The organism is Streptomyces mesophilus (assembly GCF_011044995.1).
GTDB lineage: Bacteria > Actinomycetota > Actinomycetes > Streptomycetales > Streptomycetaceae > Streptomyces > Streptomyces mesophilus.
This window is the reverse complement of sequence record NZ_JAAKZW010000113.1, coordinates 1-25485: the sequence shown is the minus strand read 5'-3', so window position 1 is coordinate 25485 and position 25485 is coordinate 1. Positions and strand designations below refer to the sequence as shown.

General features: G+C 70.7%; 19 protein-coding genes. 7 read left to right on the top strand and 12 right to left on the bottom strand.

The features are described 5' to 3' along the window. Window positions 1-47: 47 nt before the first annotated feature. Window positions 48-3212, bottom strand: coding sequence for an NACHT domain-containing protein (locus G6045_RS42010; RefSeq protein WP_165334154.1), 3165 nt, complete (start codon window positions 3210-3212; stop codon window positions 48-50). 123 nt (window positions 3213-3335) lie between these two features. Beyond that, the gene (locus tag G6045_RS24065; protein WP_165334153.1) at window positions 3336-4928 is read right to left on the bottom strand and encodes an MDR family MFS transporter; all 1593 of its coding nucleotides are present in this window, start codon (window positions 4926-4928) and stop codon (window positions 3336-3338) included. A gap of 151 nt (window positions 4929-5079) precedes the next feature. Here G6045_RS24065 and G6045_RS24060 point away from each other — a divergent pair, with 151 nt between their 5' ends. Further along, the gene (locus G6045_RS24060) at window positions 5080-5667 is read left to right on the top strand and encodes a TetR/AcrR family transcriptional regulator (protein ID WP_165334152.1); all 588 of its coding nucleotides are present in this window, start codon (window positions 5080-5082) and stop codon (window positions 5665-5667) included. A 24-nt stretch (window positions 5668-5691) separates the two neighbouring features. On the opposite strand, the gene G6045_RS24055 is transcribed toward G6045_RS24060, so the two are convergent. From G6045_RS24055 to G6045_RS24035, 5 genes are all read right to left on the bottom strand, one after another. Continuing rightward, window positions 5692-6360 (bottom strand): M23 family metallopeptidase, encoded by a 669-nt coding sequence (locus G6045_RS24055; protein ID WP_165334151.1) that lies wholly within the window; start codon window positions 6358-6360, stop codon window positions 5692-5694. 504 nt (window positions 6361-6864) lie between these two features. Beyond that, the gene (gene cseC / locus G6045_RS24050) at window positions 6865-8280 is read right to left on the bottom strand and encodes a two-component system sensor histidine kinase CseC (RefSeq protein WP_165334150.1); all 1416 of its coding nucleotides are present in this window, start codon (window positions 8278-8280) and stop codon (window positions 6865-6867) included. After that, window positions 8277-8990, bottom strand: a complete 714-nt coding sequence (gene cseB, locus G6045_RS24045; RefSeq protein ID WP_165334149.1) for a two-component system response regulator CseB — start codon at window positions 8988-8990, stop codon at window positions 8277-8279. The genes cseC and cseB overlap by 4 nt, the downstream gene beginning before the upstream one ends. Window positions 8991-8999: 9 nt before the next feature. After that, window positions 9000-9515 carry a hypothetical protein gene (locus tag G6045_RS24040; RefSeq protein ID WP_328707881.1) on the bottom strand — a complete coding sequence of 172 codons (516 nt, stop codon included), beginning with the start codon at window positions 9513-9515 and terminating at the stop codon, window positions 9000-9002. Between the two features lie 164 nt (window positions 9516-9679). Beyond that, window positions 9680-10219: a SigE family RNA polymerase sigma factor gene (locus G6045_RS24035; RefSeq protein WP_165334147.1), complete on the bottom strand. Its 540-nt coding sequence runs from the start codon at window positions 10217-10219 to the stop codon at window positions 9680-9682. A gap of 595 nt (window positions 10220-10814) precedes the next feature. On the opposite strand from G6045_RS24035, the gene G6045_RS24030 reads away from it, so the two are divergent. After that, the gene (locus G6045_RS24030; protein ID WP_235968241.1) at window positions 10815-14078 is read left to right on the top strand and encodes a S8 family peptidase; all 3264 of its coding nucleotides are present in this window, start codon (window positions 10815-10817) and stop codon (window positions 14076-14078) included. A gap of 83 nt (window positions 14079-14161) precedes the next feature. On the opposite strand, the gene G6045_RS24025 is transcribed toward G6045_RS24030, so the two are convergent. Further along, window positions 14162-15094, bottom strand: a complete 933-nt coding sequence (locus G6045_RS24025) for an HhH-GPD family protein (RefSeq protein WP_235968240.1) — start codon at window positions 15092-15094, stop codon at window positions 14162-14164. A gap of 171 nt (window positions 15095-15265) precedes the next feature. Here G6045_RS24025 and G6045_RS24020 point away from each other — a divergent pair, with 171 nt between their 5' ends. Beyond that, a complete protein-coding gene (locus G6045_RS24020) occupies window positions 15266-16789 on the top strand; it encodes a sensor histidine kinase (protein ID WP_328707880.1) in 1524 nt (507 codons plus the stop codon). Further along, window positions 16786-17463, top strand: coding sequence for a response regulator transcription factor (locus G6045_RS24015; protein WP_165334145.1), 678 nt, complete (start codon window positions 16786-16788; stop codon window positions 17461-17463). The genes G6045_RS24020 and G6045_RS24015 overlap by 4 nt, the downstream gene beginning before the upstream one ends. On the opposite strand, the gene G6045_RS24010 is transcribed toward G6045_RS24015, so the two are convergent. After that, a complete protein-coding gene (locus tag G6045_RS24010) occupies window positions 17460-18131 on the bottom strand; it encodes a phosphatase PAP2 family protein (protein ID WP_165334144.1) in 672 nt (223 codons plus the stop codon). The two genes, G6045_RS24015 and G6045_RS24010, sit on opposite strands and share 4 nt — an antisense overlap. Before the next feature lie 241 nt (window positions 18132-18372). Between G6045_RS24010 and G6045_RS24005 the strand changes: the two genes are divergently transcribed. Then, window positions 18373-19221, top strand: coding sequence for a hypothetical protein (locus G6045_RS24005; protein WP_165334143.1), 849 nt, complete (start codon window positions 18373-18375; stop codon window positions 19219-19221). Between the two features lie 84 nt (window positions 19222-19305). On the opposite strand, the gene disA is transcribed toward G6045_RS24005, so the two are convergent. The 3 genes from disA to G6045_RS23990 all read right to left on the bottom strand — a co-directional run bounded on the left by disA (window position 19306) and on the right by G6045_RS23990 (window position 23198). Beyond that, a complete protein-coding gene (gene disA, locus G6045_RS24000) occupies window positions 19306-20364 on the bottom strand; it encodes a DNA integrity scanning diadenylate cyclase DisA (protein WP_165334155.1) in 1059 nt (352 codons plus the stop codon). A 238-nt stretch (window positions 20365-20602) separates the two neighbouring features. Then, complete coding sequence (gene radA, locus G6045_RS23995) at window positions 20603-22009, bottom strand: DNA repair protein RadA (protein ID WP_165334142.1); 1407 nt, start codon at window positions 22007-22009, stop codon at window positions 20603-20605. Window positions 22010-22043: 34 nt separating this feature from the next. Further along, on the bottom strand, window positions 22044-23198 hold the full coding sequence (locus tag G6045_RS23990) for an alkene reductase (protein ID WP_165334141.1): 1155 nt from the start codon (window positions 23196-23198) through the stop codon (window positions 22044-22046). 98 nt (window positions 23199-23296) lie between these two features. Here G6045_RS23990 and G6045_RS23985 point away from each other — a divergent pair, with 98 nt between their 5' ends. Next, the gene (locus G6045_RS23985; protein ID WP_165334140.1) at window positions 23297-23674 is read left to right on the top strand and encodes a MerR family transcriptional regulator; all 378 of its coding nucleotides are present in this window, start codon (window positions 23297-23299) and stop codon (window positions 23672-23674) included. A 132-nt stretch (window positions 23675-23806) separates the two neighbouring features. After that, window positions 23807-25485, top strand: a 1679-nt coding sequence (locus tag G6045_RS23980) for a sigma-70 family RNA polymerase sigma factor (protein WP_165334139.1), incomplete at its 3' end; no start/stop codon positions are given.

Below are 25485 nucleotides of genomic sequence, written 5' to 3'. Positions count from 1 at the left end.
CCCCGGAACTTCGGTTCCGGGGGCCGCCCCTTTGGCGTGCGGTGCCCTCACCTTTGCCGGGCAGGGCGTGGGGTGAGGGTGAGCTTGATGCGGTCGGGGAGGGTCTCGCCGCCCTCGACCATGAGCGTGTCCGTCACGTTCAGCGTTTCCAGCCGGAGGCATTCCGCCAGGGGAGCCAAGTCGATTTCGGATGCCTTGATCACCGAGAGCGTGTCCAGGGAGGGGAACAGTCCGGCCAATGGGCGGGTGTCCACGGCATCCCGGTCACTGCTGACGTAGACGTTGGTGACTCTTTCCAGGGTGATGCCACTCGACGCGAGGGAAAGCAGTTCGCGGTAGTTGAGGGTCAGGAAAGTCAGTTCGGGCAGTTGCGCCAGTACGCGCCAGTCCTTGGCGCCCAGGGGAGTTTCGAGATCCAGGCCCACCTGGTTGAGCCGGGGGAATTCGAGAAGTACGGAGAGGTCCGGCATGTCGACGGGTGGGAAGATGCCCTGCAAAGGGGCGTCCCGGGGGAGGTCGGCCAGATCGCGGGCGGCCGTGATGGTGCGGAGCGTCACGTGCTTCAGCGCCGTGAGGGTGCGCAACGGGCTGGTGTCGACGACCGGGGTCTGGGCGACGAAAAGGCTTTCCAAGGGGAGTCCGCGCAACGCCTCCCATGATGAGACGGCCGGGCATCCATAGAGCGTGAGGGTGCGCAGATCCGGAAAGCGCCCGAGGAATTCCAGGCTGTCCAGGACTGTGTTCGCGGCGAGCCGCAGACGCCGTACGGGCAGGTCCGCAAGATGCTCCACGAGCTCGTCCGCGGTGAAGTCGCCCACGCAGTCCAGATAGTCGTGTCCGCCGAAGCGGCGGAGTGCCGCCAGTTCGGCTGTGGAGCCGACGACGATCGGTATGTCCGGCTTGAAGCGGAGCCGGTCGATGATCTCGGTGGCGTAGGGGTCGGTCTCGAACGCGGCCCAGGACTGGGCGAGTTGGAGCTGCACGGCAGGGTTGTCGCTGTCCCGGTACTTCACCATGCAGGGCAGGGCCGCGTCCGTGCCGATGAGGCCGGCGGTCTGGACGACGTACGGGGCGAGGGCGGGGTCGGACAGTTCGTCGGGGCCCGGCAGGAGTTCCAGGACGATCGGGCCGAGTGCGGCCAGGTCCTGGCACTCGTAGAAGTTGTACGGAGGGATCAGCCGTGCCGCCCGCTCCTCCACCTCCGCCCGCACCTGAGGATCCAGCTTCGGCGCATGCTCCAGGCAGGCCATGGCCAGGAGATGGAGGCGAGTGCGGTGCTCGGGTTCCTGGTCGCCGCGCTCCAACAGGCCCCGCAGCAGCCGCGCCCGTTCGTCCGGCCGGGCGTGGGCGACGGACATGCGCAGGACGTCCTCCCACTGGTCCAGGTGCGCCTGGCCGAGCAGCAGGTCGAAGTCCCGTTCCTCCACGGCTGCCCGGGCGCCCAGGTAGTCCTGGAACGTGCGGTGGACGAACTGGACGGAGTCGGCGGAGGGTTCGAGCAGCAGGCCCGAGCGGTTGAGCAGGTGGCGCAGCACGGTGTCCGCAGTGCCTTGCTCTGCGACGTACGGCATCGCGGGCAGCAGCCGCTCGAGCTGGGCGAGTGCGTCGGCCTTGTCCATCTCCGAACGGCCGTTGCGGATCAGCCAGTACGCGAGCTTCTGCAGCAGCTCGGTCTGGGACTCCTCGTCGAGGTCGAGGCCGGCATGCGCCATGTCGCGTTCGCGGTCGCGGCGTTCAAGGAGCATGGAGAGCGCGGCGTCGTAGAGGGCTTTGCGGCCGCGGGGCAGGAAGCCCCGGCGTTCGCGGTGCAGGGCGCAGATCAGCGCGCACATCAAGGGGTTGGTGGCGAGGCGGCTCAGGTCCTGCTTGGTGCGTATCGCGTCCAGGAGTGCGGTGCCGAGCGCAGGGTCCGCGTCCGCAGCCCGGTGCCAGCGGTCGACGAAGACCGCGAGGTTCTCGCTGGTCATGGGGGAGAGCGTCAGCTCGGTGAAGTCCTCGGTGCCGAGCCAGTCCTGGCGTACGGCCGAAGGGCGGGAGGTCACCAGGCAGAGGTTGTCCGGGTAGGCGGAGAGGAGGTCCGTGAGCCAGCCGTGGGCGCGGACCCGTTCCTGCTCGGGGACTTCGTCCATGCCGTCGATGAGGAGCAGACCACGGCCCGCCGCCAGGACGCGGTCGGCCCAGCCAGGCGGCTGGGCCCCGGTGAGCGGGGAGTTGACCGCCCGCAGGAAGTCGGCGGGCGGGGGCGGATCCGCGCCCTTGCGCGTGAGCGTGCGCAACGGGAGGACGAACGGGACGCGGCCGATGAGGTGGGCGAGTTCGCCGGTGAGGCGGTCCTGGCGGGCCGTGGTGACCGCGAGCCACTGCACGAGCGTCGTCTTGCCGGAGCCGGCGTGGCCGCGCAGCAGGATGCGGGTGTGGCCGGAGAGCGCCTGTTCAGCGGGTTGGGCGGCGGGCTGCATCCGCTCACCCAAGAAGAGACCGTCGCCGCCGTCCATGGCCGCGAAGGAGAGGGTGGAGGCGGCCTGCAGGCTCAAGTACGCGGTGTCCAGCGGCCATTGACGGTTCTCGGTGAGGTCGACGCCGAAGATCGTCAGGCTGCTGTGCTTCTTCGCGATGTGGGCCGCGTACCGCTCCTCGAAGCCCGCGTCGGTCGCGGACTGGGAGCCGAGGCGCTCGATGAGGAGGTCGGTGCGCTCGATCAGGTCCCGCAGTTGCCTGCTCTGCTCCACCAGTGTGCGCGCGACGAACGGGGAGCGCTGGGTGAAGAAGTGCAGGATGTTGAGGCAGGCGCTGTCCAGGAGCCGCGCATAGAGGTCCTCCGCAGCCTGGCTGAGCCACTTGACGTTCTCATCCCCGCCCGCCTCGTCGTGCAGGCGCCGGGCCAGGGCCTGGGGACCGAGACCCACGGCATGGACGTCGTCGAGGTCCAGGTCCCCCAGTGCGTACAGCGTGCGTGTGAGGGCGTCGGCTACCGCGTCCAATTCGGTCGGCACGGTCCTGCCGCCCGTGCGCCGCACCAACGCCCATACGAGACGCTTCAGTTCCTTCGTGCCGAGCGTGCGCTGCTCGCCCTTGAAGCTCACCAGCGCCGATACCCGTACCGGTTTCTCGACGAGACCCGCACCCGGCCCCGGCTGCGCGAACAGCTTGCGGACTCGAGGTGCGACGGCGCTGGAGGCGACACGGACCCCCACCATTCCCGGATCGACCATGGTCCGAGCGTATGGGCAACGCACATGCAGCGACCGTGAGTTGACGCAAGAGGATCAGGCAGCACGAAGCCCCCGGTGACCGTACGGTCACCGGGGGCTTCGCCGGCCGGGCTGGGCCAAGGATCAGACGGTCTCCGCTACGGCCGCCACCTTGTCCCGAGGAGCGTCCCCACCCTCCTCGGATGCCTCGGCCGGCTTGGGGCCCGCCCCCTTGAGCGGGATCTCCTTGACGAAGAAGGCCGCGATCAGCGCGATCACCGTGATGCCGGCGCCGAGCAGGAAGGCGATGTGGGTGCCGGAGGAGACCGCGAACTCGTAGGCCTCGCGGGCCTGGTCGGGCAGGCCCTTCAGCTGCGCCGGAGTGAGCTGGGCGTTCTGCATGCCCTCGGCGCCGCGCGAGGTCATCTCGTGCAGCACCCGGTTGTTGAACAGGGCGCCCATGATCGCGACACCGAAGGACGAACCGAGCGTACGGAACAGGGTGGCCGAGGAGGAGGCGACGCCCATGTCCTTCAGCTCGACGCTGTTCTGCGCCACGAGCATCGTGATCTGCATCAGGAAGCCCATGCCGGCGCCGAGCACCGCCATGTAGACGCCGGAGGTGAGCTGCGAGGTGCCCACGTCCATCGTCGACAGGAGGAACATGCCGACGATCATCAGAGCGCCGCCGATGATCGGGAAGATCCGGTACTTGCCGGTGTTGGTGGTGATCCGGCCGACGACCAGCGAGACGACCATCATCGAGAGCAGCATCGGCAGGAGCAGCAGACCGGAGTTGGTGGCCGAGGCGCCCTGGACGGACTGCTGGTAGAGCGGCAGGAAGAGCGTCGCGCCGAACATCACGAAGCCGACCAGGAAGCCGATGACGGCCATCAGGGAGAAGTTGCGGCTGCGGAAGATGTGCAGCGGCAGGATCGGCTCGGAGGCCTTGGTCTGCCAGCCGATGAAGGCCGCGAGCGAGACGACGCCGAGCACCGCGAGGCCGATGATCTCCATGGAGCCCCAGGCGTACTCCGTACCGCCCCAGGTCGTGACGAGGACGATCGAGGTGATGCCGACGGTCAGGAGCCCGGCGCCGAGGTAGTCGATCCGCGCCCTGGAGCGCTTCTTCGGCAGGTGCAGTACGGCGGTCACGGCGGCGAGGGCGATGATGCCGAGCGGCAGGTTGATGTAGAAGGACCAGCGCCAGCCGAGGTGGTCGGTGATCACGCCGCCGACCAGCGGTCCGCCGATCATGGCGAGCGCCATGACGCCGGCCATCATGCCCTGGTACTTGCCGCGCTCACGCGGCGGAATCAGATCGCCGATGATCGCCATGACGCCGACCATCAGACCACCGGCACCCAGACCCTGGATGGCGCGGAAGCCGATCAACTGGCCCATGTCCTGGGCCATTCCGGAGAGCCCGGAGCCGATCAGGAAGATCACGATGGACGTGAGGAACGTGCCCTTGCGTCCGTACATGTCGCCGAGCTTGCCCCAGATCGGGGTGGAGGCGGCCGTGGCGAGCGTGTACGCGGTGACCACCCACGAGAGGTGCTCGAGACCGCCGAGCTCACCGACGATCGTCGGCATCGCGGTGCCGATGATCATGTTGTCCAGCATCGCGAGCAACATCGCGACCATCAGGGCACCAAGGACGACGCGCACACTGCGCTGCTTGGGTTCCTTCTCTGCTGCGTCCTGCGGGGGTATCCCCACGCTCTGGGCCGCCATCCCCATCACTCCTCGGCTCCCGGCACTTACTTGCCGCCCGGCTAGTTCGTTACAGTGGGAAGGTAGCTGGGAAACTAGCCGGGCGTCAAGTAAGTTTGGATCCACCCTTGGACCCAGGGCCTCGTGGCCCCTGGGGAGGCAGGAGAGAGCCATGACCAGCAGTACGCGGCAGCCCCGCAGGGGCGACACCCGCAAGCGGATCCAGGACGTCGCGCTGGAGCTCTTCGCCGAGCAGGGGTACGAGAAGACCTCGCTGCGCGAGATCGCCGAGCGTCTGGAAGTGACGAAGGCGGCGCTCTACTACCACTTCAAGACCAAGGAAGACATCCTGATCAGCGTCTTCGAGGACCGCACACGGCCCATCAAGGAGCTGGTGGAGTGGGCCGAGGGACAGCCGCACGGCCTGGAGACCAAGAAGGAAGTCCTCAGCCGCTACAGCGTGATCGTGATGGACGCGGGCCCGATCTTCCGCTTCATGCAGGAGAACCAGGCGACGGTACGGGAGCTGAGCATCGGCGAGATGTTCAAGGAACGGATCTTGGAGCTGATGGCCATCCTCAAGGAGCCCGACGCGCCGCTGGCCGACCAGGTGCGCTGCATCAGTGCGCTGATCACGATGCACGCCGGCAACTTCCACCTCCAGGACGTCGAAGGCGACCCCGAGGACAAGCGTGCTGCCGTCCTCGAGGTCGCCATCGATCTCGTCACCCAGGCCGACTCAGGCCAGGGCGGGAAGTAGTTCAGTTGTGTCCGGCCCTGAAGGTCAGACCGTGACGCCCAGCGAGCGCAGGTAGTTGACCGGGTTGATCGCGGAACCGTAGTTCGGCGTCGTACGGATCTCGAAGTGCAGGTGCGGGCCGCTGGAGTTGCCGGTGTTGCCGGACAGGGCGATCTGCTGGCCGGTGTTCACGTGCTGGCCGACGCGGACCTGGACCTTGGACAGGTGCGCGTACTGCGAGTACTTGCCGTTGTCGTGCTTGATCACGACGGCGTTGCCGTACGCGGGACCGTCACCGGCGCCGTTCGGTCCAGCCTTGACGACCGTACCGGCGTGCACGGACTCGACCGGCGTGCCGATCGGCACCGCGAAGTCCTGGCCGGAGTGCTTGTGGGCCCACATGCCGCCGCCCATGCCGTAGCTGGCGGACAGCGTGTACTTCTCGACCGGGTCCTCCCAGCCGGCGGCCTTCTTGGCCGCGGCCTGCTGGGCGGTGGTGGCGGACTTCGCCTGAGCGGCGGCCTGCGCCTGCACGCTCTTGACCTGGGTGGTGGCCACATCCTGGAGCGCGGCGCCGGCCGCCTCGTCCGCTGCCATCGCGACCCCTGCTCCGAGCAGCGTGGTGGCTGCGAGGCCCGCGGTCACGGCGGCAGCGGTGACGCGGGTACGGGTGAGCAGGGGGCGGGTTATGTGGGACTTGGCGCGCTTCGACATTCGCGATTCCTCCAGGGGGCGTCGGCTCCACCCGGGGGACGGGAGCCTGGCCTGACATGAACGGACCCGGTCGCGAAGACCTCGATGAGGACCGCACGGCCGGGGTGGCCATCCCTTGGTAACCCGACGGGACGCTCCCGCCCAAACCGCCCATCTACTACCCAACCTCGTAAAGCAGACGAAGGCTGCACGTCCCTTGACGCCTCGTCGCGATCGGTGGGCGGGTTTGCTGGATTTCTTCCCGAACTTTCCGGTGCGGAGGTTTAGGCGCACTTCGCGGGGGCGGCCGAGCCGAGATTCCTGTGGCCCCGACAGGGTCCCGGGCAAATGGGACAAAAGGTCCGAGGGGTACGGGCCGAAAGTCCCGGCTTGAACGACCCGGCGCACAACTATTCCGGGTAGTACCGGACAAATCGCCTGTGCGTCATGTCACGGAACGGCGGGAGGGGCTGAGATCTGGGTCACCGAAGCGAGCCCCACGACCGTACGAACAGGCAGCCGGGGCTACTTCTGCGGCGGCAGCTGCAGGATCGGAAAGCTCCCCGTGCTCGTCGGCGCGTGCTCCGGCAGCCACAGCACCGCCACCGCGCCTTCCACGGGGCCGTCCTCCGCGCCCACGTTGCGGAACGTGAGCCGGGCGCCAAGCACCCGTGCCTGGCCCGCCGCGATGGTCAGGCCGAGGCCGTGGCCGTGTCCCGCGCGGTCGCTGCTGCCCGTACGGAAGCGGCTCGGGCCGTCCGCGAGCAGCTCCGGCGGAAAGCCGGTGCCGTGGTCGCGGACCCGGATCACCCGGCCCTCGACGAAGACCTCGATCGGCGGCTTGCCGTGCTTGGCGGCATTGGCGAGGAGATTGCCGATGATCCGCTCCAGGCGGCGGGGGTCCGTGGTGACCTCCGACTCGTGCAGCACCTGCACCGACACCTCGGGGAAGGCGGCGCCCACGCGCCGCCGTACGAACTCGCCGAGCAGCAGGTCCTGCAGCTCCGCGCGCTCCGAGGCGCCGTCCAGACGCGCCACCTCGAGGACGTCCTCGACCAGGGTGCGCAGCGCCTGCGCGCGGTCCTTGACCAGCTCGCTGGGGCGGCCCGGCGGCAGCAGCTCGGCCGCGGTCAGCAGGCCCGTCACCGGGGTGCGCAGCTCATGGGCGATATCGGCGGTGACGCGGCGCTCGGCCTCGTACCGCTGCTTGAGTGCGTCGGCCATCGCGTCCACCGCGCTGGCCAGATCGTCCGTCTCGTCGCGTACGACACCGCCGATGGCCTCCCGTACGCGGACCTCGGTCTGGCCCTGGGCCACCTTGTTCGCCGCGGTCGCCGCCTTGCGCAGACGGCGCGAGAACTGGCCGCCGATCACGACACCGAGCGCGCTGCCGCCCACGACCACCGCGATCGAGCCGATCACCAGGGCCTGGTCGAGGTCGCTCATGATGCTCGCGCTGCGGTCGGTGAACTTGCTGTGCAGGGACAGGACGTGCCCGTCGCCCACGGGCGTCGCGGCCCAGATGTCGGGCGGACCGTCCCCGTTCTCCTGCACGTAGGTGGCGCGCCGGCCCTCGGCTGCCTTCGCCTTCAGCTCGCTGGGCAGCTCGGGGTCGTCGAGCCGGGTGTTGAACTGGGTGCGCTTGGTCGTCTCGTAGATCCGCTGCGCGAACACGATCCGCTCGTCCTGCACATCGCGCGCGCTGTCCAGCATCGAGACCTTGGCCGCGTTGTGCACGACCAGGCTGAGGGTGATCGCGACCAACGCGCCGACCAGGGCGATCGCCACGCTCAGCTTCCAGCGCAGGCCGGTGCGCAGACCGTGCCGCAGGCGCGAGGTCAGCGCGGTGAGACGGCCGCCGCGCGGCGAGCCGGCCGCAGGGATGCGGCTCGTGCCGGGAGCACGTCCGCGTGCCGTCCTCGGATCCCCCGTACGGTTCATCCCTTGAGCTTGTAACCGAAGCCGCGGACCGTCTCGATGCGGTCCTGGCCGATCTTCGTACGCAGCCGCTGGACGTGGACGTCGACGACGCGGGTGTCGCCGCCCCAGCCGTAGTCCCAGACGCGCTCGAGGAGCTTGTCGCGGGACAGGACGGTGCCGGGGGCGTGCGAGAACTCCAGGAGCAGCCGCATCTCGGTGGGCGTCAGGGCGACCGTCTCGCCGGACTTGCGGACCTCCATGCCCTCGGTGTCGATCTCCAGATCGCCGAAGGTGAGGACACCGGTGCTCGCCGAGAGGGCCTCGTCGTCGCCGGCGGACCCCGGACCGCCCGCGTGCCCGAAGCGGCGCAGGACGGCGCGGATCCGGGCGACCAGGACGGCGCCGTCGAAGGGCTTGGTGACATAGTCGTCGGCGCCCGCTTCGAGGCCCAGGACCACGTCGATGGAGTCGGCGCGCGCGGACAGCATGATCACGGGCACGGTCGACTCGTCGCGGATACGGCGGCACAGCGAGACCCCGTCGAGGCCCGGCACCATCACGTCGAGCAGCGCGATATCGGGCCGCTCGGCCCGGAAGGCCTCCAGGCCCGAGAGCCCGTCGGGCATGGCGGTGACCTGGAAGCCGTCGCGTTCAAGGGCGAGCTGGGTGGCCTCGCGGATGACGTCGTCATCCTCGACGAACAGCACGCGCGTCTTGCTCTGATCGGCCATCGCCTGCTCTCAGTTCTCCTCGGGCGCGGCCTCGGCGTCCGGACCGTTCACCGCGCTGCTGTAGTCGTTGTGCACCCGGCCCGTTTCCTGGAACCGGTTTCCCTGCCAGCGATACGTGATGACCTCCTCGCTGGAGGGGAAGGCCACCGGATCGCCCTTGCCGTACAACTGCTGGTTGATGACCAGCTCGCCGCGGAGGTTCTCGCCGTATACCGGTGGTTCCTCGGCCTTGAAGACATTCTGGTACTTCTTGCCGTCCGCGCGATACACGTAACTGCCCACGCCGATGCCGTCGGCGCAGGTCATCACATTGACCACGAGGTCGTCGGACGATCCCCCGGTCAGGTTGCCGTAGGAGACATCGACGGGATACGTGTCCTCGAAGCAGGGCTTCAGATCCGCCCGTACCCGGGCGCTGACCGCCGGATCGTCCTTGACCAGGGCGACCACTTCCGCGGTCTTCAGCCGCTTCGTGGCCGGTGACGGCGACGGTGACGCGGTGGGCGTCGGAGGGCGCTCGCCCACCTGGGCGGCCCCCTCGTCGCGGGTGCCGGCGCCGCCAGTGCCGCAGGCCGTCAGGACCACCGCGCAAAGGGCGAGGGCGGCGAGCCCGGCCGCTGCCGTGCTCCCCGCCGTACGCGTGCGTCCGAACGAGGCCGTCCCCGTCCTCGTCGGGCGCCTGCCAGGGCCTAGGCCGCGCAACGCTCCTGCTCCTCACGCTCCAGGAACCGGCCGTCGAGATCACGGCTCTCCAGCTCCTGGCGCAGTCGGGCGAGCGCGCGGTGCAGGGTGCTCTTGACCGTGCCGGCGGACATGCCGAGCGCCTCCGCGGTCTCCTCGGTGGACATCTGCTCCCAGTGTCGCAGCACGACCACGCTGCGCTGCTTCGGGGCGAGCACCTTCAGGACGTCCATCAGGAGGGCGCGGTCGGCGTGCTGCTCGGTGGAGTCGTCCATGCCGGTGTCGGGCAGCTGCTCGGTCGGCACTTCCTCGATACGGCGGGCGCGCCACCACTCCGTACGGGTGTTGATCATGACGCGGCGCAGATAGGCGTCCGCGAGCCGCTTGTCGGCTATGCCGTCCCAGCGGTGGAACGTACGGACCAGTGCGGTCTGCAGCAGGTCCTGCGCGTCGAGCGGGTCGGGCACCAGGCGGCGGGCGCTGCGCAGCAGGGCGTCCTGCCGGGTCCGTACGTACTCTTCGAACTCGAGCACCTCGCCGTGCGCCATTCCAACCGCCTCCGTTCAAATCCCCGAATGTGCTCCGAAGTGGAACCCGATCTCTCGCTGCTCCATCTACGAAGCTACGGAGGCGGTGTAACGGGGATTCGCGAGCGAGCCTTCGGTGGCCGCACGGCTGGCCCTCGGTTGTGTAACAGAAGTACGCGGTGCGTAAAGGGGCGCCTTGTATGCCCTGGTCCAGGGGGATCTCAGGGCCGTATAAGCGAGCGTTTCCCGCGTCCGCATCCGTCAGGCGCGGGCGCTTTTGGCCGTCACCCCGCGCGCCCTGTCCGACGCACCCCGTAGCGGTATACCAAGAAGCTGGAAAAGCTTTCCCGGCATACGGGGGCCTAACGGTATACCGCACTCCCGGAGCCATTGATCAGCCCCGCAACCGCCTGAATACTGCGCGCGGAAGCAACTTCTGGCGCATGAGCGCCGGTTGTCGCCGGGGGTGCATCTCGCCATGGCACGACGGACGGGGGCTCGCCGAGGCGGCGACCCGACCCCTCGAAGGACTCACGTGCGAAGCCAGGCGAGAAGACCAGGCCTCGTCGTCATTGCCGCCACCGCGGTACTGGCGATGACGGCAGGAGCCGCCCCCATGGCCGCGGCCGGAACCCCGGCGGCGCCGCAGGCGGCGAAGTCCCCGCAGACGAAGGACCGCAAGGCCCCCCACCGCGTACAGCTGATCACCGGCGACATGGTCGAGGTGACCGACGGCCGGATCACCGGGATGCACCCGGCGAAGGGCCGCGAGGACATGCCGGTGTCCATCCGTACGGTCGGCGAGCATGAGTACGCCGTACCGCTCGACGCCCAGCGCCTGATAGCCGAAGGCAAGGTCGACCAGCGCCTTTTCGACGTGACCACGCTGAACAGCGCCCAGGCCCGCAAGGCGTACAAGCAGGGCCTGAAGGTCATCGTCGGCTACAAGGGGGCGGCCGCAGCGGCCCGCGCCAAGGTCGACGGCGCCGGCGCCACCAAGGTCCGCCGGAACCTCGAGTCGCTGAACGCGGAGGCCGTCACCACCCCGGCGAAGGACCTGCCGCAGCTGTGGAACGCGCTGACCGATAACGATGTCAAGGCAGCCGCCGCCACCGCCCCCGGCATCGCCAAGGTCTGGCTCGACGGCACGGTCAAGGCCCAACTCGACGTCTCCGTCCCGCAGATCGGCGCCGACAAGGCATGGGCGGCCGGCTACGACGGCAAGGGCGTGAAGGTCGCGGTCCTCGACACCGGTGTGGACGAGACCCACCCGGAGCTGGCCGGTCAGCAGCTGATCGAGAAGAACTTCTCGACGTCGGCCGACTCCAAGGACCACCAGGGCCACGGCACGCATGTCGCCTCGACCATCGCGGGCAAGGGCGTCAAGTACAAGGGTGTCGCCCCCGGTGCGCAGATCATCGACGGCAAGGTGCTCAACGACGAGGGCAGCGGCTCCGAGTCGGACATCATGGTGGCCATCGAGTGGGCGGCCGCCGAAGGCGCCGACATCGTCAACATGAGCCTCGGCGGCCCGGACGCCCCCGGCGTCGACCCGCTGGAAGAGGTCGTCAACACCTACACCGAGCAGGGCGTGCTGTTCGCGATCGCGGCCGGCAACGAGGGTCCCGGTGACAAGACGGTCGGCAGCCCGGGCGCCGCCGAGGGCGCGCTCACCGTCGCCGCCGTCGACAAGAGCGACAAGCTGGCGGAGTTCTCCAGCCGCGGCCCGCTGGTCGGCGACGCCGGCATCAAGCCCGATGTCTCCGCCCCCGGCGTGGACATCACCGCCGCTTCCGCCCCGGGCAACTCCATCGCCGAACAGGTCGGCGAGAACCCGCCCGGCTACATGACCATCTCGGGTACGTCGATGGCGACCCCGCACGTCGCGGGCGCCGCCGCGCTGCTCAAGCAGCAGCATCCGACCTGGAAGGCCGCCGAGCTCAAGGGCGTTCTCACCGCGTCCACCAAGGACGTCGGCTACACGGCGTTCCAGCAGGGCTCGGGCCGTATCCAGTCCGACCGCGCGCTCGGCCAGACCGTGCACGCGACTCCGGTCTCGCTCGACCTCGGCAAGGCGGCCTATCCGCACGAGGACGACCAGCCGATCACCAAGACCCTCACGTACAAGAACGAGGGCACGGCCGATGTCACCCTCGACCTGACGGCGAGCGGCAAGGGCCCCGACGGCGCGGCCGCCCCCGAGGGCATGTTCAAGGTGAGTCCGGCGCAGCTCACCGTCCCGGCGGGCGGTACGGCCGAGGCCACCGTCACGGCCGACACCAAGGTCGAGGCGCCCAACGGGCAGTACAGCGGCGCGGTCGTCGCGACCGGCGGCGAGCAGAGCGTGCGCAGCGCGTTCACCGTGGAGCGGGAAGTCGCCTCGCGCGCCGTCGAGTTGACGCACCTGGGCCGTGACGGCCAGGCGGCGAAGCACTTCCAGACCTACGTCACGCAGCTGAGCGACAAGTACGAGGTCGCCGAGTACACGCTCGACGAGAGCGGCGACTCCACCACGCTGCGTCTGCCGATCGGTGAGTACACCGTCCAGAGCATGATCATCGCGGACCGTGCCGACCTCTCCAAGGGCGTCGACTGGATCGCCCAGCCGAAGCTCGTGGTGAGCGAGGACGACGTCAAGCTCACCCTGGACGCCCGTACCGCGAAGCCTGTGGACATCACCGTCCCCGACGGCGAGGCCGCACCCTCCCAGGCGTTCATGTCGTACGGGATCAAGGTGGGCTACCGGGACAACCGCTTCGCCTGGCAGCTCGACTCGTACGACAACTTCCGCTCCGCGCACCTCGGTCCGGAGCTCACCGACGGTTCGCTGACCCAGGTCTGGGACGCCGACTTCGTCAAGGGCGAGAACACTCAGTACGCGCTGGTCTACGGCGGCGCGGTCAACCGTCTCTCGGACGGCTTCACCAAGCACGTCAAGAAGACCGAACTGGCGCACATCGACGCGGGCATGGGCACGACCGCCCCCGGCAAGACCGCCTGGCTCTCGGCCGGCGGCCGGGTGAAGGCGGGGAGCAGCTCGCTCGCGGGCTTCACCCACGGCCGGTTCATCCCCGCGCCGACCAGGCAGCACTTGTACGTGTCCACCGAAGCGGGCGCCAACTGGTCCCTGTTCGCCGACCAGGTCGGCCCGCCGCTGCCGAACGGCTGGCTGCCCACGGAGATCTCGCACCAGATCTTCTTCAAGGAGTTCGAGGCGGGCAAGACCTTCCGTACCGACTTCAACACCGGCGTCTTCGGCCCTGTGTTCAGCACGCAGGAGCGCTCGGGCATCAGCCGCTCCGGTGACACGCTCTACGCCTTCCTCGACATGTTCGCCGACGGGGCCGGCCACGGGGGCGACTCCGAGGGCGTCACGGCCACCACGACCTTCTACCGCAACGGCGAGAAGGTCTCGGAGACCGGTGGGGACGCCATGCCCATGTCCTATCCCGCGGCCACGGATGACAGCGAGTACACGATCAGCACCTCGCAGGTCCGCGACCCCGCGATGTTCAAGCTCGGCACGCGTACCGACGCCAGTTGGACGTTCCGCTCGAAGACCGGTGACAAGGGGGATGTGGCCGCCTCCAACGTCCGCTTCCACCCGACGCTGGACCTCAGGTCCACGACCAAGGCGCACCGGCCGCTCCTCATGCCGTTCGACATCCAGGGCGCGGCTGCCGGTGACAACCTGAAGTCGCTGAAGATCCAGGCCTCGTACGACGACGGCAAGCACTGGATCCCCGTGCCGGTCGTCCTCGGCAAGGCGGCGCTGGTCGCCCCGGCCGCGGGCAAGGGCGTGACCCTGAAGGCCGAGATCGTGGACAAGCAGGGGAACACGTCGAAGCTGACGTTCCACAACGCGTTCCTGGGACGCTGATCCGCACCTGACCCCATGACGAGGGCCGGACACCCACCAGGTGTCCGGCCCTCGTTCGTACGGAGTCTCCTGTGCAGGAGCTGTTACGTCATCGGCAGGCGGTACAGCCCGCCCTCCATCGGTTCCACGAGACCATCCGCCACCAGCCCGTCCAACGCCCGCCCCCGCTGCACCGGTTCGTCCCACACCTGGTCGAGCACGGCCTGCGGCACGGGCGCGACGGCCTCGCGCAGGACGGCGAGCAGCTTGCCGCGCACCTGGCGGTCGGTGCCCGCATAGGTCTGCCCGCGCCGCGGCGGCCCCTCGTGCTCGGGCTTGCCCGCACCCAGCCACGCGCACTGCGCGGCGATCGGACAGCGCCCGCACTCCTCGCTCTTGGCCGTGCACACCAGCGCGCCCAGCTCCATCGAGGCGGCCGCCCAGCGCGCGGCCGTCGACTCCTGCTCGGGCAGCAGCTCGCGGGCGAGCCGGCGTTCGGCGGCGGTGGTGGCGTTCGGCGGATAGCGCACGCCCATCACCGCGCGGGCGAACACCCGGCGCACATTGGTGTCGAGCACGGCATGCCGCTGTCCGTACGCGAAGGAGGCGACGGCCGCCGCGGTGTACTCGCCGATGCCGGGCAGCGCGAGCAACTGGGCGTGCTTGGTCGGTACGTCGCCGCCGTGCCGTTCCGTTATGGCGACGGCCGCGCCGTGCAGCCGCAGCGCCCGGCGCGGATAGCCGAGCCGGCCCCAGGCGCGCACGGCCTCGCCCGGTGCCTCCTTGGCGAGGTCCGCGGGGCGCGGCCAGCGCGCGAGCCACTGCTCGTACACCGGGAGCACCCGGTTCACGGGCGTCTGCTGCAGCATGAACTCGCTGACCATCACGCCCCAGGGGCCGGCGTCGGCGCGGCGCCAGGGCAGGTCGCGGGCGTGGGTGTCGAACCAGGCGATGACCTGCCGGTGCAGGACCTCGTGCCCGGTGGACTCGGTGGGGGGTGTTTCGGGCGTCTGGGAAGAGAGTGCGGTCGCAGTCATGACGCTGGGAATCCTCCCACGACTGGGTTACGCGAGAGAGATGGCGCGCTTCAGAGCCACCCCAGGAGCGGCTTCGGAGCCGGCCAGGAGCAGCTTCGGAGCCACCCAGGAGCACAGGACCTGACGATCGGCAGGGGTGCCGGGCTCCCCTCCGCGGGTAGCGTCGGCAAGGTGCCCCACCTCGTACGACGTATCGCCGCGGACGCCCTGCTCTGGGCCTGCCTGGCCGTACCCGCCGTGGGCGCGGACCGTATCGGCCTGAACGAACCCCGCTCCCTGTGGCAGGAACTGGCCGGCCTCGCCGTGCTCGCGCTCGCGGCCGCCCTGCACCGTGTGCGGCCGCTCCTGGCGTTCCTGGCCGTCGCGGCCCTCGGGCTCACCGCCTCGCCGTCGCTGTTCACCGTCTCGTACGGGCCGGCGCTCGCGGTCTTCGCGCTGTTGCTCGGTGCCAGGGGCGGAGGGCGTGGGGGCCCGGTGGCCTTCGCGGGGATCGCCGTCGTAGGAACGGTGCGGATTCTCGTACGGGATGTGGATCCCGCACCCGAGTGGCTCGTGCTGCTCGGCACGCTCCTTTTCGCGGGCTGTTTCCCGTGGCTGATCGGCCGCTACTGGCACCAGCGCGTCGCGCTCGTCTCCTCCGCGCTCGCCCGCGCCGAGCAGTTGGAGCGCGAGCAGCGGATCGTCGCCGACCGGGCGCGGCTGCGCGAACGCGCCCGGATCGCCCAGGACATGCACGACTCCCTCGGCCATGAGCTGAGCCTGCTCGCGCTGCGCGCCGGCGCCCTGCAGCTCGACCCGGAGCTGGGCGAACGCCAGCGCGCCGCCGCGGCCGAGCTGCGGGGTGCGGCGGCCGACGCGACCGACCGGCTGCGGGAGATCATCGGGCTGCTCCGGGAGGCGGGGGAGCCCGCGCCTTTGGTGCCGGCCGGGGAGACGGTCGAGGCGCTGGTGACGCGGGCGGAGGCGTCGGGTCTCGACGTGCGGCTGCATACGGAAGGGGAGCCGGACGAGGCGCTGCGGGAGCGGACCGTGCACCGGGTCGTGCAGGAGGCGCTGACCAACGCGGTGAAGTACGCACCCGGGGCCGCCGTCGCCGTGGAGGTCGTCCGCGAGGACGCGGGCACCTTGGTGAGCGTGACCGACGAGGGCGCACCGGGCCCGCCGCCGCAGGGGGAGGACGGCACCGGTCTGGTCGGGCTGCGCGAGCGGGTGCTCGACGAGGGCGGGACCTTTCAGGCGGGGGAGCACGGGGACGGTTTCCGCGTGCGGGCCTGGCTGCCCGTCGAGTCCGCGGCGCACCGGGACGCGGGGCAGCCCGCGTCCCAGGTGATGATCGGGATGAGCCGCCGGACCTGGGTGCCCTTCGCCGTTGCCGGGGTGGCCGGGGTGCTGCTCGTCGCGGGGACGTTCGCCTGGTACGCGTACAGCAAGACGCACTCCGTGCTGAGTCCCGCCGCCTACGCGCGGCTCGAGATCGGCGCGAGCGAGACCGAGGTGGAGAAGGTGCTGCCCGAGCGCGAGGTGGCCGACCCGCCGGACGACCGCGCCCCCGCGCCGCCCGCCGGCGCGGACTGCCGCTCCTACCGGGCGAGCGGCCGGCTCTTCGTCTCCGTCGAGCACTTCAGGCTCTGCTTCGAGGACGGCCGGCTCGTTGCCAAGGACATGGTGCCCGCCGCTGGAAAGGACCGTGAGTGATCCGCGTACTGCTGGCCGACGACGAGGCCATGATCCGGGCGGGCGTACGGGCGATCCTCGCCCTCGCCCCCGATATCGAGGTGGTCGCCGAGGCCGCCGACGGGCGTGAGGCGATCGAGGCGGTCCGCGCGCACCGGCCCGCCGTCGCGCTGCTCGACATCCGGATGCCGCGGCTCGACGGGCTCGCGGCGGCCGAGGAGATCGTACGGACCGTGCCCGAGACCGCCGTGGCGATGCTGACGACCTTCTCCGAGGACACCTATGTCGCCCGCGCCCTGACCGGCGGCGCGACAGGGTTTCTGCTGAAGTCCGGCGATCCCGAGGAACTCCTCGCCGGCGTACGGGCGGTGGCCTCCGGCGCGGCCTTCCTCTCGCCGAAGGTCGCACGGCAGGTCATCGAGGGGTACGGGGGCGAGCGCCTGAGCCGCGCGGCGGCCGCGCGTGAGCGCACCCGGCTTCTGTCGCCGCGCGAGCGCGAGGTGCTCGGGCTGGTCGGGGCCGGTCTGTCGAACCCCGAGATCGCGGCGAAGCTGCATCTGGTCGAGGGCACGGTGAAGGCGTACGTGAGCGCGGTCCTCGACCGGCTCGAGGTCAAGAACCGCGTTCAGGCGGCGATCGTCGCGTACGAGGCGGGACTTGTGGGCCCCGGCCAGGGTATGAACAGCCGGTCCTAGCGGACGGCCGCGTAGGCGTGGGCCGCAGGACCCGGGCCCACGCACCAGCGCACGGCCGCGTTCGGCGAGGTGCGCATGGCTGTGATCAGGCGGGCCAGGGGCGGGGGCAGGAGCCGTATGACGAGGAAGGCCACGAGCGCGCCGAGCGCGAGGCCCACCGCCACGTCGAAGGGGTAGTGCACGCCGACGAACACCCGCGAGAACGCCATGAGCAGGGCGAGCGGCAGCGTCAGCCACCCGAGCCCGCGCCAGATCAGCGCGAGCGCCACGGCCGAGGCGCCGGCGATCGTGGCGTGGTTGCTGGGGAAGGACCAGTCGCCGTGCGGCGGGCACTCGGCGAGGGAGCGCACGGCTCCGGACACCGCCCGGCACGGCCGCTCCTCGTCGATCACCGACTTCAGGAGCTCACTGACCACGTACGCGAGCGCGGTGGCGAGTGGGGCGAGCACCGCGACGGCCAGCGCCCGGGAGTCCGCGCGCCGGGCGCGCCACCATGCGGCGGCGAACAGCACGCCGAACAGCACAAGACCGAGCTCGGTCCACACCTCCAACAGGTGCTGGAGCCACGCCGGTGCGTCGTGCGCGAAGCCGGTGATGTCGCGGTAGAGCCCGGAGGTGTCGACGGGCGGCGCGGACGCCAGGGGGGCCGGGGAGGTGGTCGCTTCCATGATCTAGACAGTACGGAGCGCCTTGCGCGCCCCACATCCGGCTATCGGCCACCGCCGCACCTGACGATCGGCAGGGGTGCGCGGGCAGGCCCTTGGGCCCGGGTCCAACGGCCCGTCGGCGGCCGCAAAGAACACATACCGCCGCCGAACCCCCGTTCCCGGAATGATGATCCGGAAAAGTTGCGCTCCGTGGCGGCGGGTGGGGCGGGAGTTGGGCACGTTCTCTCGTACAGTTTGCGCCGTGGGATCTCTGCGCAATCCGGTCGGGCCGCTTCCCTCCTCCATCTACTGGCGACGGAGGGCGGCGCTGCTGACCGTGCTCGGGTTGCTGGCGCTGCTCATTCTGTGGGCCGTCACGTCCGGCGGCGGAGGGGGCAACGGCAATGACGCCGACGGCAAGAACCCCGCACCCTCCATCACGCCAGGCCCCGACACCTCGGGTCCCGCGATCAGCGAACCACCGGGCGGGCGAGACGATTCGGGCGGCTCCTCGGGCGCGGACTCGGGCGGCGGCTCCGGCGAGGACGGCGGTACGGGGGAGGACTCCGGCGGTACGGACGGGGCGAACGGCACGGGCGGCGACGCCGGTTCCGGTGGATCCGTGGGCGTGGGCAGCACCTCGGGTGCGGGTGCGGGTGCGGGTGCGGGTTCGGGCTCGGGCGAGCAGCTCCCCGCCGGTTCCGCGCTCGCCAACTGCCGTGCCTCCGACCTCGAGTTGACGATCGAGAGCGCGAAGAACCGCTACCAGCCGGGCGAGAAGCCCAAGGTGGAGATCGTCGCGAAGAACGAGGCCGGTGCCGACTGCAAGTTCGACCTGGGCCCGAAGGAACTGGTCGTCACGATCACCAAGGCCGGCGACGACTCCCCGTACTGGAAGTCCTCGGACTGCCCGGTTACCGCCGGCAGCCTGCTCTACCGCGTGCCCGGCAACAGCGCCATCACGTACACCTTGAACTGGGACCGCAAGCCGAGCGAGGCCAACTGCGCCTCCCCGGCCCCGGGTTCAGCCGCCCCCGGCACATACCTGGTCGAGGCAAAGGGCGAGGACACAGGCACCCTGCGAGCCTCGTTCGTGCTGAACGAGGCGTAGAACCTGGGGCAACGGGGGACCATCTGTCGAGCGCAAATCCCGCAAACCGGGCACTGCGCGAGACGGTCGGTCCCCCTTTCGCTGCTAGACGTACCGCTCCAGGATCGAGCTCTCCGCCAGGCGGGAGAGGCCCTCGCGGACCGAGCGTGCGCGGGCCTCGCCCACGCCGTCGACCGTCTGCAGGTCGTCGACGCTGGCCGCGAGCAGCTTCTGGAGTCCGCCGAAGTGCTCCACGAGGCGGTCGATGATCGCCCCCGGAAGGCGCGGGACCTTCGCGAGCAGCCGGTAACCGCGCGGCGACACCGCCGAGTCAAGCGCCTCGGGCGAGCCGGTGTAGCCCAACGCCCGTGCCACGACGGGCAGTTCGAGCAGCTCCGTGTGCGACAGCGCGTCCAGCTCGGACAGCGCCTCGTCCACCGTGCGCGACCGCTTGGCGGTCGGCTCCGGCACGTAATCCCGTACGACAAGCTCGCGCTCGGGCTCGACGCCCGCGATCAGTTCGTCCAGCTGGAGCGCGAGGAGGCGGCCGTCGGTGCCCAGCTCCACCACGTACTCGGCGATCTCGGTGGCGATCCGGCGCACCATCTCCAGTCGCTGGGCCACGGCCGAGACATCGCGGACGGTGACCAGGTCCTCGATCTCCAAGGCGGAGAGGGTGCCGGCCACCTCGTCGAGGCGGAGCTTGTAGCGCTCCAGGGTCGCCAGCGCCTGGTTGGCCCGGGACAGGATCGCGGCCGAGTCCTCCAGGACGCGGCGCTGTCCGTCCACGTACAGCGCGATGAGCCGCATCGACTGCGAGACCGAGACGACCGGGAAGCCGACCTGCTTGGAGACGCGGTCGGCCGTGCGGTGCCGGGTGCCCGTCTCCTCGGTGGGGATGGTGGGGTCCGGTACGAGCTGGACGCCCGCGCGCAGGATCTTCGAGAGGTCGGAGTTGACAACGATGCCGCCGTCGAGCTTGCACAGCTCGCGCAGCCGCGTGGCCGTGAACTCGACATCGAGGACGAATCCACCGGTGCACATCGACTCGACCGTCCTGTCCGAGCCGAGCACGATCAGACCGCCCGTATTGCCGCGCAGAATCCGCTCCAGGCCGTCACGCAACGCCTGGCCGGGCGCGACCGCGCTCAGCGCGGCGCGCATCAGACCTTCGGCACCGACGCCCGAGCCGCCCGACCTGCTCGGAGCCGCGGCCTTGTCCTTGCCGGGATTCGCTCCCCGGTCGCTGGCTGCCACTGCTCTCCTCCGGGATCGGGGATCTACTCCGCGCCCTGACTGTTCAAAAACTTCAGCCTGGCGGCCTCGCACGTACGTCAGCGGGCTTGCGTCGCGTACGCATGGGGCCCGTGTTTCGTACGGACGGGCGAGACCGGGGCAAAGTCTACCGGCGGTCGTCGTCCTCCCGTGGGGCCTCTCGCCTACGCGACCTCGGCAGGACCCGCAGCGCGTCCCCCATATCGGCCACTTCGGTGACCCGCATGCCCGCCGGGATCTTCCCCGGATCGCTCGGCACAAGGGCGTGCGTGAACCCGAGCCGGTGGGCTTCGGCCAATCTGCGCTGGACGCCCGTGACCCTTCTGACCTCGCCCGCGAGCCCCACCTCGCCGATCGCGACGAGGTTTTTCGGCAGCGGGGTGTCGCTGGCCGCGCTGGCCAGCGCGAGGGCGATCGCGAGGTCCGCGGCCGGTTCGGAGAGCTTCACTCCGCCGACCGTCGCGGAGTAGATATCGCGCTTGCCGAGGGCGGTGATCCGGCCGCGCTGCTCCAGAACGGCCAGCATCATCGAGACCCGGGAGGTCTCCAGGCCCGAAGTCGTCCTGCGCGGCGAGGGGATCTGCGAGTCCACGGTCAGCGCCTGCACCTCGGCGACCAGCGGCCGGCGGCCCTCCAGGGTGACGGTGAGACAGGTGCCGGGCACGGGCTCGTCGCGCCGGGTCAGGAAGAGGCCGCTGGGGTCGGTGAGTCCGGTGATCCCCTCGTCGTGCAGCTCGAAGCAGCCGACCTCGTCGGTGGCCCCGTACCGGTTCTTCACTCCTCGTACGAGACGAAGGCGCGCATGCCGGTCGCCCTCGAAGGAGAGGACGACATCCACCAGGTGCTCGAGCAGCCGCGGGCCCGCGATCGCGCCGTCCTTGGTGACATGGCCGACCAGGAGCGTGGACATCCCGCGCTCCTTGGAGGCCCGGATCAGCGCTCCGGCCACCTCGCGGACCTGCGCCATGCCGCCGGGCGCGCCGTCGATCTCGGGCGAGGCAACGGTCTGCACGGAGTCGAGGATCAGGAGCGAGGGCTTGACCGCGTCCAAGTGGCCGAGAACGGCGGACAGGTCGGTCTCCGCGGCCAGATAGAGGTGGTCGTTGATCGCCCCGATGCGGTCGGCCCGCAGCCGCACCTGGCTGGCGGACTCCTCGCCCGTCACATACAGGGTCCGGTGATCGTCGCTGGCCGCCTTCGACGCGACGTCGAGCAGGAGCGTGGACTTGCCGACGCCCGGCTCGCCCGCGAGCAGCACCACGGCGCCCGGTACGAGCCCGCCGCCCAGGACGCGGTCCAGCTCGTCGACCCCGGTCGAGCGCGCGGTGGCGGTCCGTACGTCGACCTCGCCGATGGGCACCGCGGAACTGGTGACCCGGCCGGGCGCGGTGGTCCGCACGGCGGGCGCGCCGTACTCCTCGACCGTGCCCCAGGCCTGGCACTCGGGGCAGCGGCCGAGCCACTTGGCCGTCTGCCAGCCGCATTCGGTACAGCGGTAGGCGGGACGGTCCTTGGATTTCGTGCGGGCAGCCATGCGCGAACCGTAGCGGGCGGCACTGACATCCGGGTCAGGCGGCGGTCCGTGCCAGCGCGGGGTAGTCGTTGTAGCCCGTCTCCCCGCCCGTGTACATCAGGTACTTGTCCCGTACGAGGTTCAGCGGCGCACCCTCCCGCAGCCGCTCGACCAGATCGGGGTTGGCGAGGAAGCCGCGTCCCAGCGCGATCAGATCGGCGCCGGCCGCGTGCAGCAGCCCGCCCTTGCGCAGCCCGCCGTCGCCGGCCACGTCCTCGCGGGTCAGGACCGGGTTGCCGATCAGGGTGCCGGGCCAGATTCCGCGCAGTTCCTTCAGCAGCTCCGGGTCCTGATCCGCGTACACGATGTGCAGATACGCGAGTCCGTCGCCGGCCAGCTCCGTCACGAGCGCCCGGTAGAGGGCGTACGTGTCGCCCTCGGCCATCCCGTTCACGGTCACGTTCGGGGAGATCCGCAGCCCGGTCCGCTCGGGCCCGACGGCCTCGGCGACCGCGCGGACGACCTCGACGGCGAAGCGGATGCGCTGCTCGGGGGCGCCGCCGTAGCCGTCGGTGCGGTGGTTGGTGTTCTCGGCGAGGAACTGCTGAAGGAGCTGCCCGTTGGCGCCGTGCACCTCGACGCCCTCGAATCCGGCGGCCACCGCGCGGCGGGCGGCCGCGGCGAAGTCGGCGACGGTGGTGCGGATGTCCTCGGCGGTCATCTCCCTCGGTACGGGGGCTGGTTGGGGCCCGCTCGGGGTCTCCACATTCTCGGGCAGCGCGATCGGGGACGGCGCGAGCGGTACGTGTCCGCTGGTGTCGGGGTGCCCGTTGCGGCCGCCGTGCTGAAGCTGGAGGAACATCCGCCCTTCCCCAAGCTCTCGACTTCGCTCGAGCAGGGGAGACCCCATTCGCGCCCGCACCGCGTCGGTCACCCGCCGCCAGCCCGCCTCCTGGGCGTCGGTGTGGATGCCGGGGATGTTGGGGTAGGTCTGGCCGACGGCGTTCGGGGTCGTGCCCTCGGCGATGATCAGGCCGGCCGAGGCGCGGTCGGCGTAGTGCCGCACCATCAGCTCGGACGGAACACCGTCGGCGTGCGCGCGGTTGCGGGTGAGCGGGGCCATGACCAGGCGGTTCGGGAGGTCGAGGGTGCCGATGCGGGTCGGGGTGAAGAGGGCGTTCTGCGCGGGGTTCGTCAGGGAGTTCGTCATGGCCGTACCGTAGAAGCTGACATCAGTGTCAGATTCAAGTCCCGGCAGTTCGTACCGGCCGGTGCTTCAAGTCCCTTCGACAGCACGCGGGGTGGCACATGCGGATCGGTGAACTGGCCGCGCGCACGGGCGTCAGCGAACGCTCGCTGCGTTATTACGAGAAGCAGGGTCTGCTCTCCTCCGACCGCACCCCGGGCGGCCACCGCGAGTACCTGGAGCAGGCCGTCGACCGGGTCGTCCTCATCCAGGGCCTGTACGCGGCCGGCCTGCACAGCCGCAAGATCGCCCAACTCCTGCCCTGTATGCGGGACGCGGACGGCGGCCCGAACGAGATCGCGACCCCGCGCCTGGTCGAGGAGCTGACCGAGGAGCGCGAGCGGATCGACGGGATGATCGCCGATCTCGTGCGCTCCCGCGGCGTGTTGAACGAGATCATCGAAGTGGCCGCCGAACGGGTGGAGTTGGGCACCCCGTAGACGTCGGCGCGATCGGTAAGAGGGCCGGAATCGACGGTTCCTGTCCCCTTTTGAGGGATACGTTCACCCGTATGAGCTAAAGGTATGCAAGGGGACGGACGGGCACTTACCCCGGCACCTACGGTCGCACGGGTGACGACGAGCAGCCCGGAACACTCCACGCATACCACCGGCGCACACCGGGCGCACCGCCGTGCGCACCGGGCGGACCGGACCGCTTCGCACCACCCGCCGACGCGCTATGAGCCGTATCTGGACGGTCTGTTCACCTACTGCCTGTCCGTGCTGTGCGATCACGACGCCGCGACCGGCGCCCTCGGCGATGTGCTCGCGCTCGCCGAGCGCAGGACCGGCCGTGGCCCGGTCAGCCACCGCGACCGCAGGGCCTGGCTGTACGCGCTGGCCCGCTGGGCCTGTCTGCGCCGGCTCGCCGAGGCCAAGCGCAAACGGCAGGGCGCGCATGCGGGCGGCCGGGACGCGGGGGAGTCCGCCGCGACCGCGCAGCCACAGGAGCACACCCGTCAACTCGCCCTGCTCGCCTGGCCGGAGGCCGCCGGCACGACGCCCGAGCAGCGCGAGGCCCTGGAGCTCGCCGTCCGGCACCGCCTGGGCGCCGGCGAGGTCGCCGACGTCCTGGGCATGGAACGCACCGCCGCCCGCGAACTGATCTCCGCCGCGGCCTGCGAGGTGGAGCGCACCCGGGCCGCGCTCGCCGTCGTCGAGACGGGCACGTGCCCGATCGTGGCCCGCCTCACCGGCGACAACCAGCTGCTGCTCGGCGCCGCCCTGCGCGGCGAACTCGTCCGCCATGTCGACGACTGCCCGCGCTGCCGCCGTACGGCCGAGCGCGCCGGCGCCAAGTCCTGGCCCGGTACTGCCGCAACTCCCGCGGCGCTGCCGGTGGTCGAGGCGCCGCGCGCGGCTCTGCACGCGGCGCTGGCCTCGGCGGTACGGGCGCGGGGCGGGGCGCCGCGTTTCGACCGGCGCGGTTTCCCCATGGACCCCAAGGACCGTGCGGCCCGGCGCGACCGGCTGCGCGCGCGGGCCGTCACGACCACGGTGGTGGCCACGGTGGTGGCGGCGCCGGTGCTCGCGCTGTGGGCGGCGTACCGGGGCGCGCCCCTCACGGGCGAAGGCGACGGGCGCTCCGTCTCGGCGAGCGAGGCGGGCGGTCCCGGCGGCCTCGACGGGGAGAACGCCGAGGACACGTACGAGAACGCGGGCAACGCCCACGCCGAACCGGACCCCCGCTTCACGGCCGGCAGCCACTCGCCCGACGTCTCCGTCGAGGTCATCAGCCCCGGGGCCGCGCCCACGGCGCCCGGGATAGGCCCGGGCAGGCTCACCGTGGACGCGCAGCCGCACGGTGACACCACGCTCATCACGTTGACGGCTTCCGGCGGCAGGCCGGTGCACTGGTCCGCGTACAGCGACGCGTCGTGGCTCTACTTCAGCCACACCTCGGGGACGCTGAACCCCGGCGAATCCCTCACCATCCAGGTCTGGGTCGACCACTCGCGCCAGCCCGCGGGCCACTGGACCGCCCGGATCGCGGTCGACCCGGGCAACGCGGTGGTGGTCATCGACGGCTACGGCGCGGGCTCACCCGGCCCCGGCCCGTCCGACCCCGGCCCTTCGGATCCCGGTCCGTCCGACCCCGGTCCCTCGGATCCCGGCCCTTCGGATCCCGGTCCGTCCGATCCGGGCCCCTCCGATCCTGGCCCGTCCGACCCCGGTCCTTCGGATCCGGGCCCCTCGGACCCGGGCCCGTCCGACCCCGGGCCATCGGACCCCGGTCCCTCGGACCCGCC

Coding starts and splice junctions, on each gene's coding strand:
- G6045_RS42010 (WP_165334154.1), bottom strand. CDS start 3,212: ATGGTCGATCCGGGAATGGTGGGGGTCCGTGTCGCCTCCAGCGCCGTC.
- G6045_RS24065 (WP_165334153.1), bottom strand. CDS start 4,928: ATGGCGGCCCAGAGCGTGGGGATACCCCCGCAGGACGCAGCAGAGAAG.
- G6045_RS24060 (WP_165334152.1), top strand. CDS start 5,080: ATGACCAGCAGTACGCGGCAGCCCCGCAGGGGCGACACCCGCAAGCGG.
- G6045_RS24055 (WP_165334151.1), bottom strand. CDS start 6,360: ATGTCGAAGCGCGCCAAGTCCCACATAACCCGCCCCCTGCTCACCCGT.
- cseC (WP_165334150.1), bottom strand. CDS start 8,280: ATGAACCGTACGGGGGATCCGAGGACGGCACGCGGACGTGCTCCCGGC.
- cseB (WP_165334149.1), bottom strand. CDS start 8,990: ATGGCCGATCAGAGCAAGACGCGCGTGCTGTTCGTCGAGGATGACGAC.
- G6045_RS24035 (WP_165334147.1), bottom strand. CDS start 10,219: ATGGCGCACGGCGAGGTGCTCGAGTTCGAAGAGTACGTACGGACCCGG.
- G6045_RS24030 (WP_235968241.1), top strand. CDS start 10,815: ATGGCCGCGGCCGGAACCCCGGCGGCGCCGCAGGCGGCGAAGTCCCCG.
- G6045_RS24025 (WP_235968240.1), bottom strand. CDS start 15,094: ATGACTGCGACCGCACTCTCTTCCCAGACGCCCGAAACACCCCCCACC.
- G6045_RS24010 (WP_165334144.1), bottom strand. CDS start 18,131: ATGGAAGCGACCACCTCCCCGGCCCCCCTGGCGTCCGCGCCGCCCGTC.
- disA (WP_165334155.1), bottom strand. CDS start 20,364: ATGCGCGCCGCGCTGAGCGCGGTCGCGCCCGGCCAGGCGTTGCGTGAC.
- radA (WP_165334142.1), bottom strand. CDS start 22,009: ATGGCTGCCCGCACGAAATCCAAGGACCGTCCCGCCTACCGCTGTACC.
- G6045_RS23990 (WP_165334141.1), bottom strand. CDS start 23,198: ATGACGAACTCCCTGACGAACCCCGCGCAGAACGCCCTCTTCACCCCG.
- G6045_RS23985 (WP_165334140.1), top strand. CDS start 23,297: ATGCGGATCGGTGAACTGGCCGCGCGCACGGGCGTCAGCGAACGCTCG.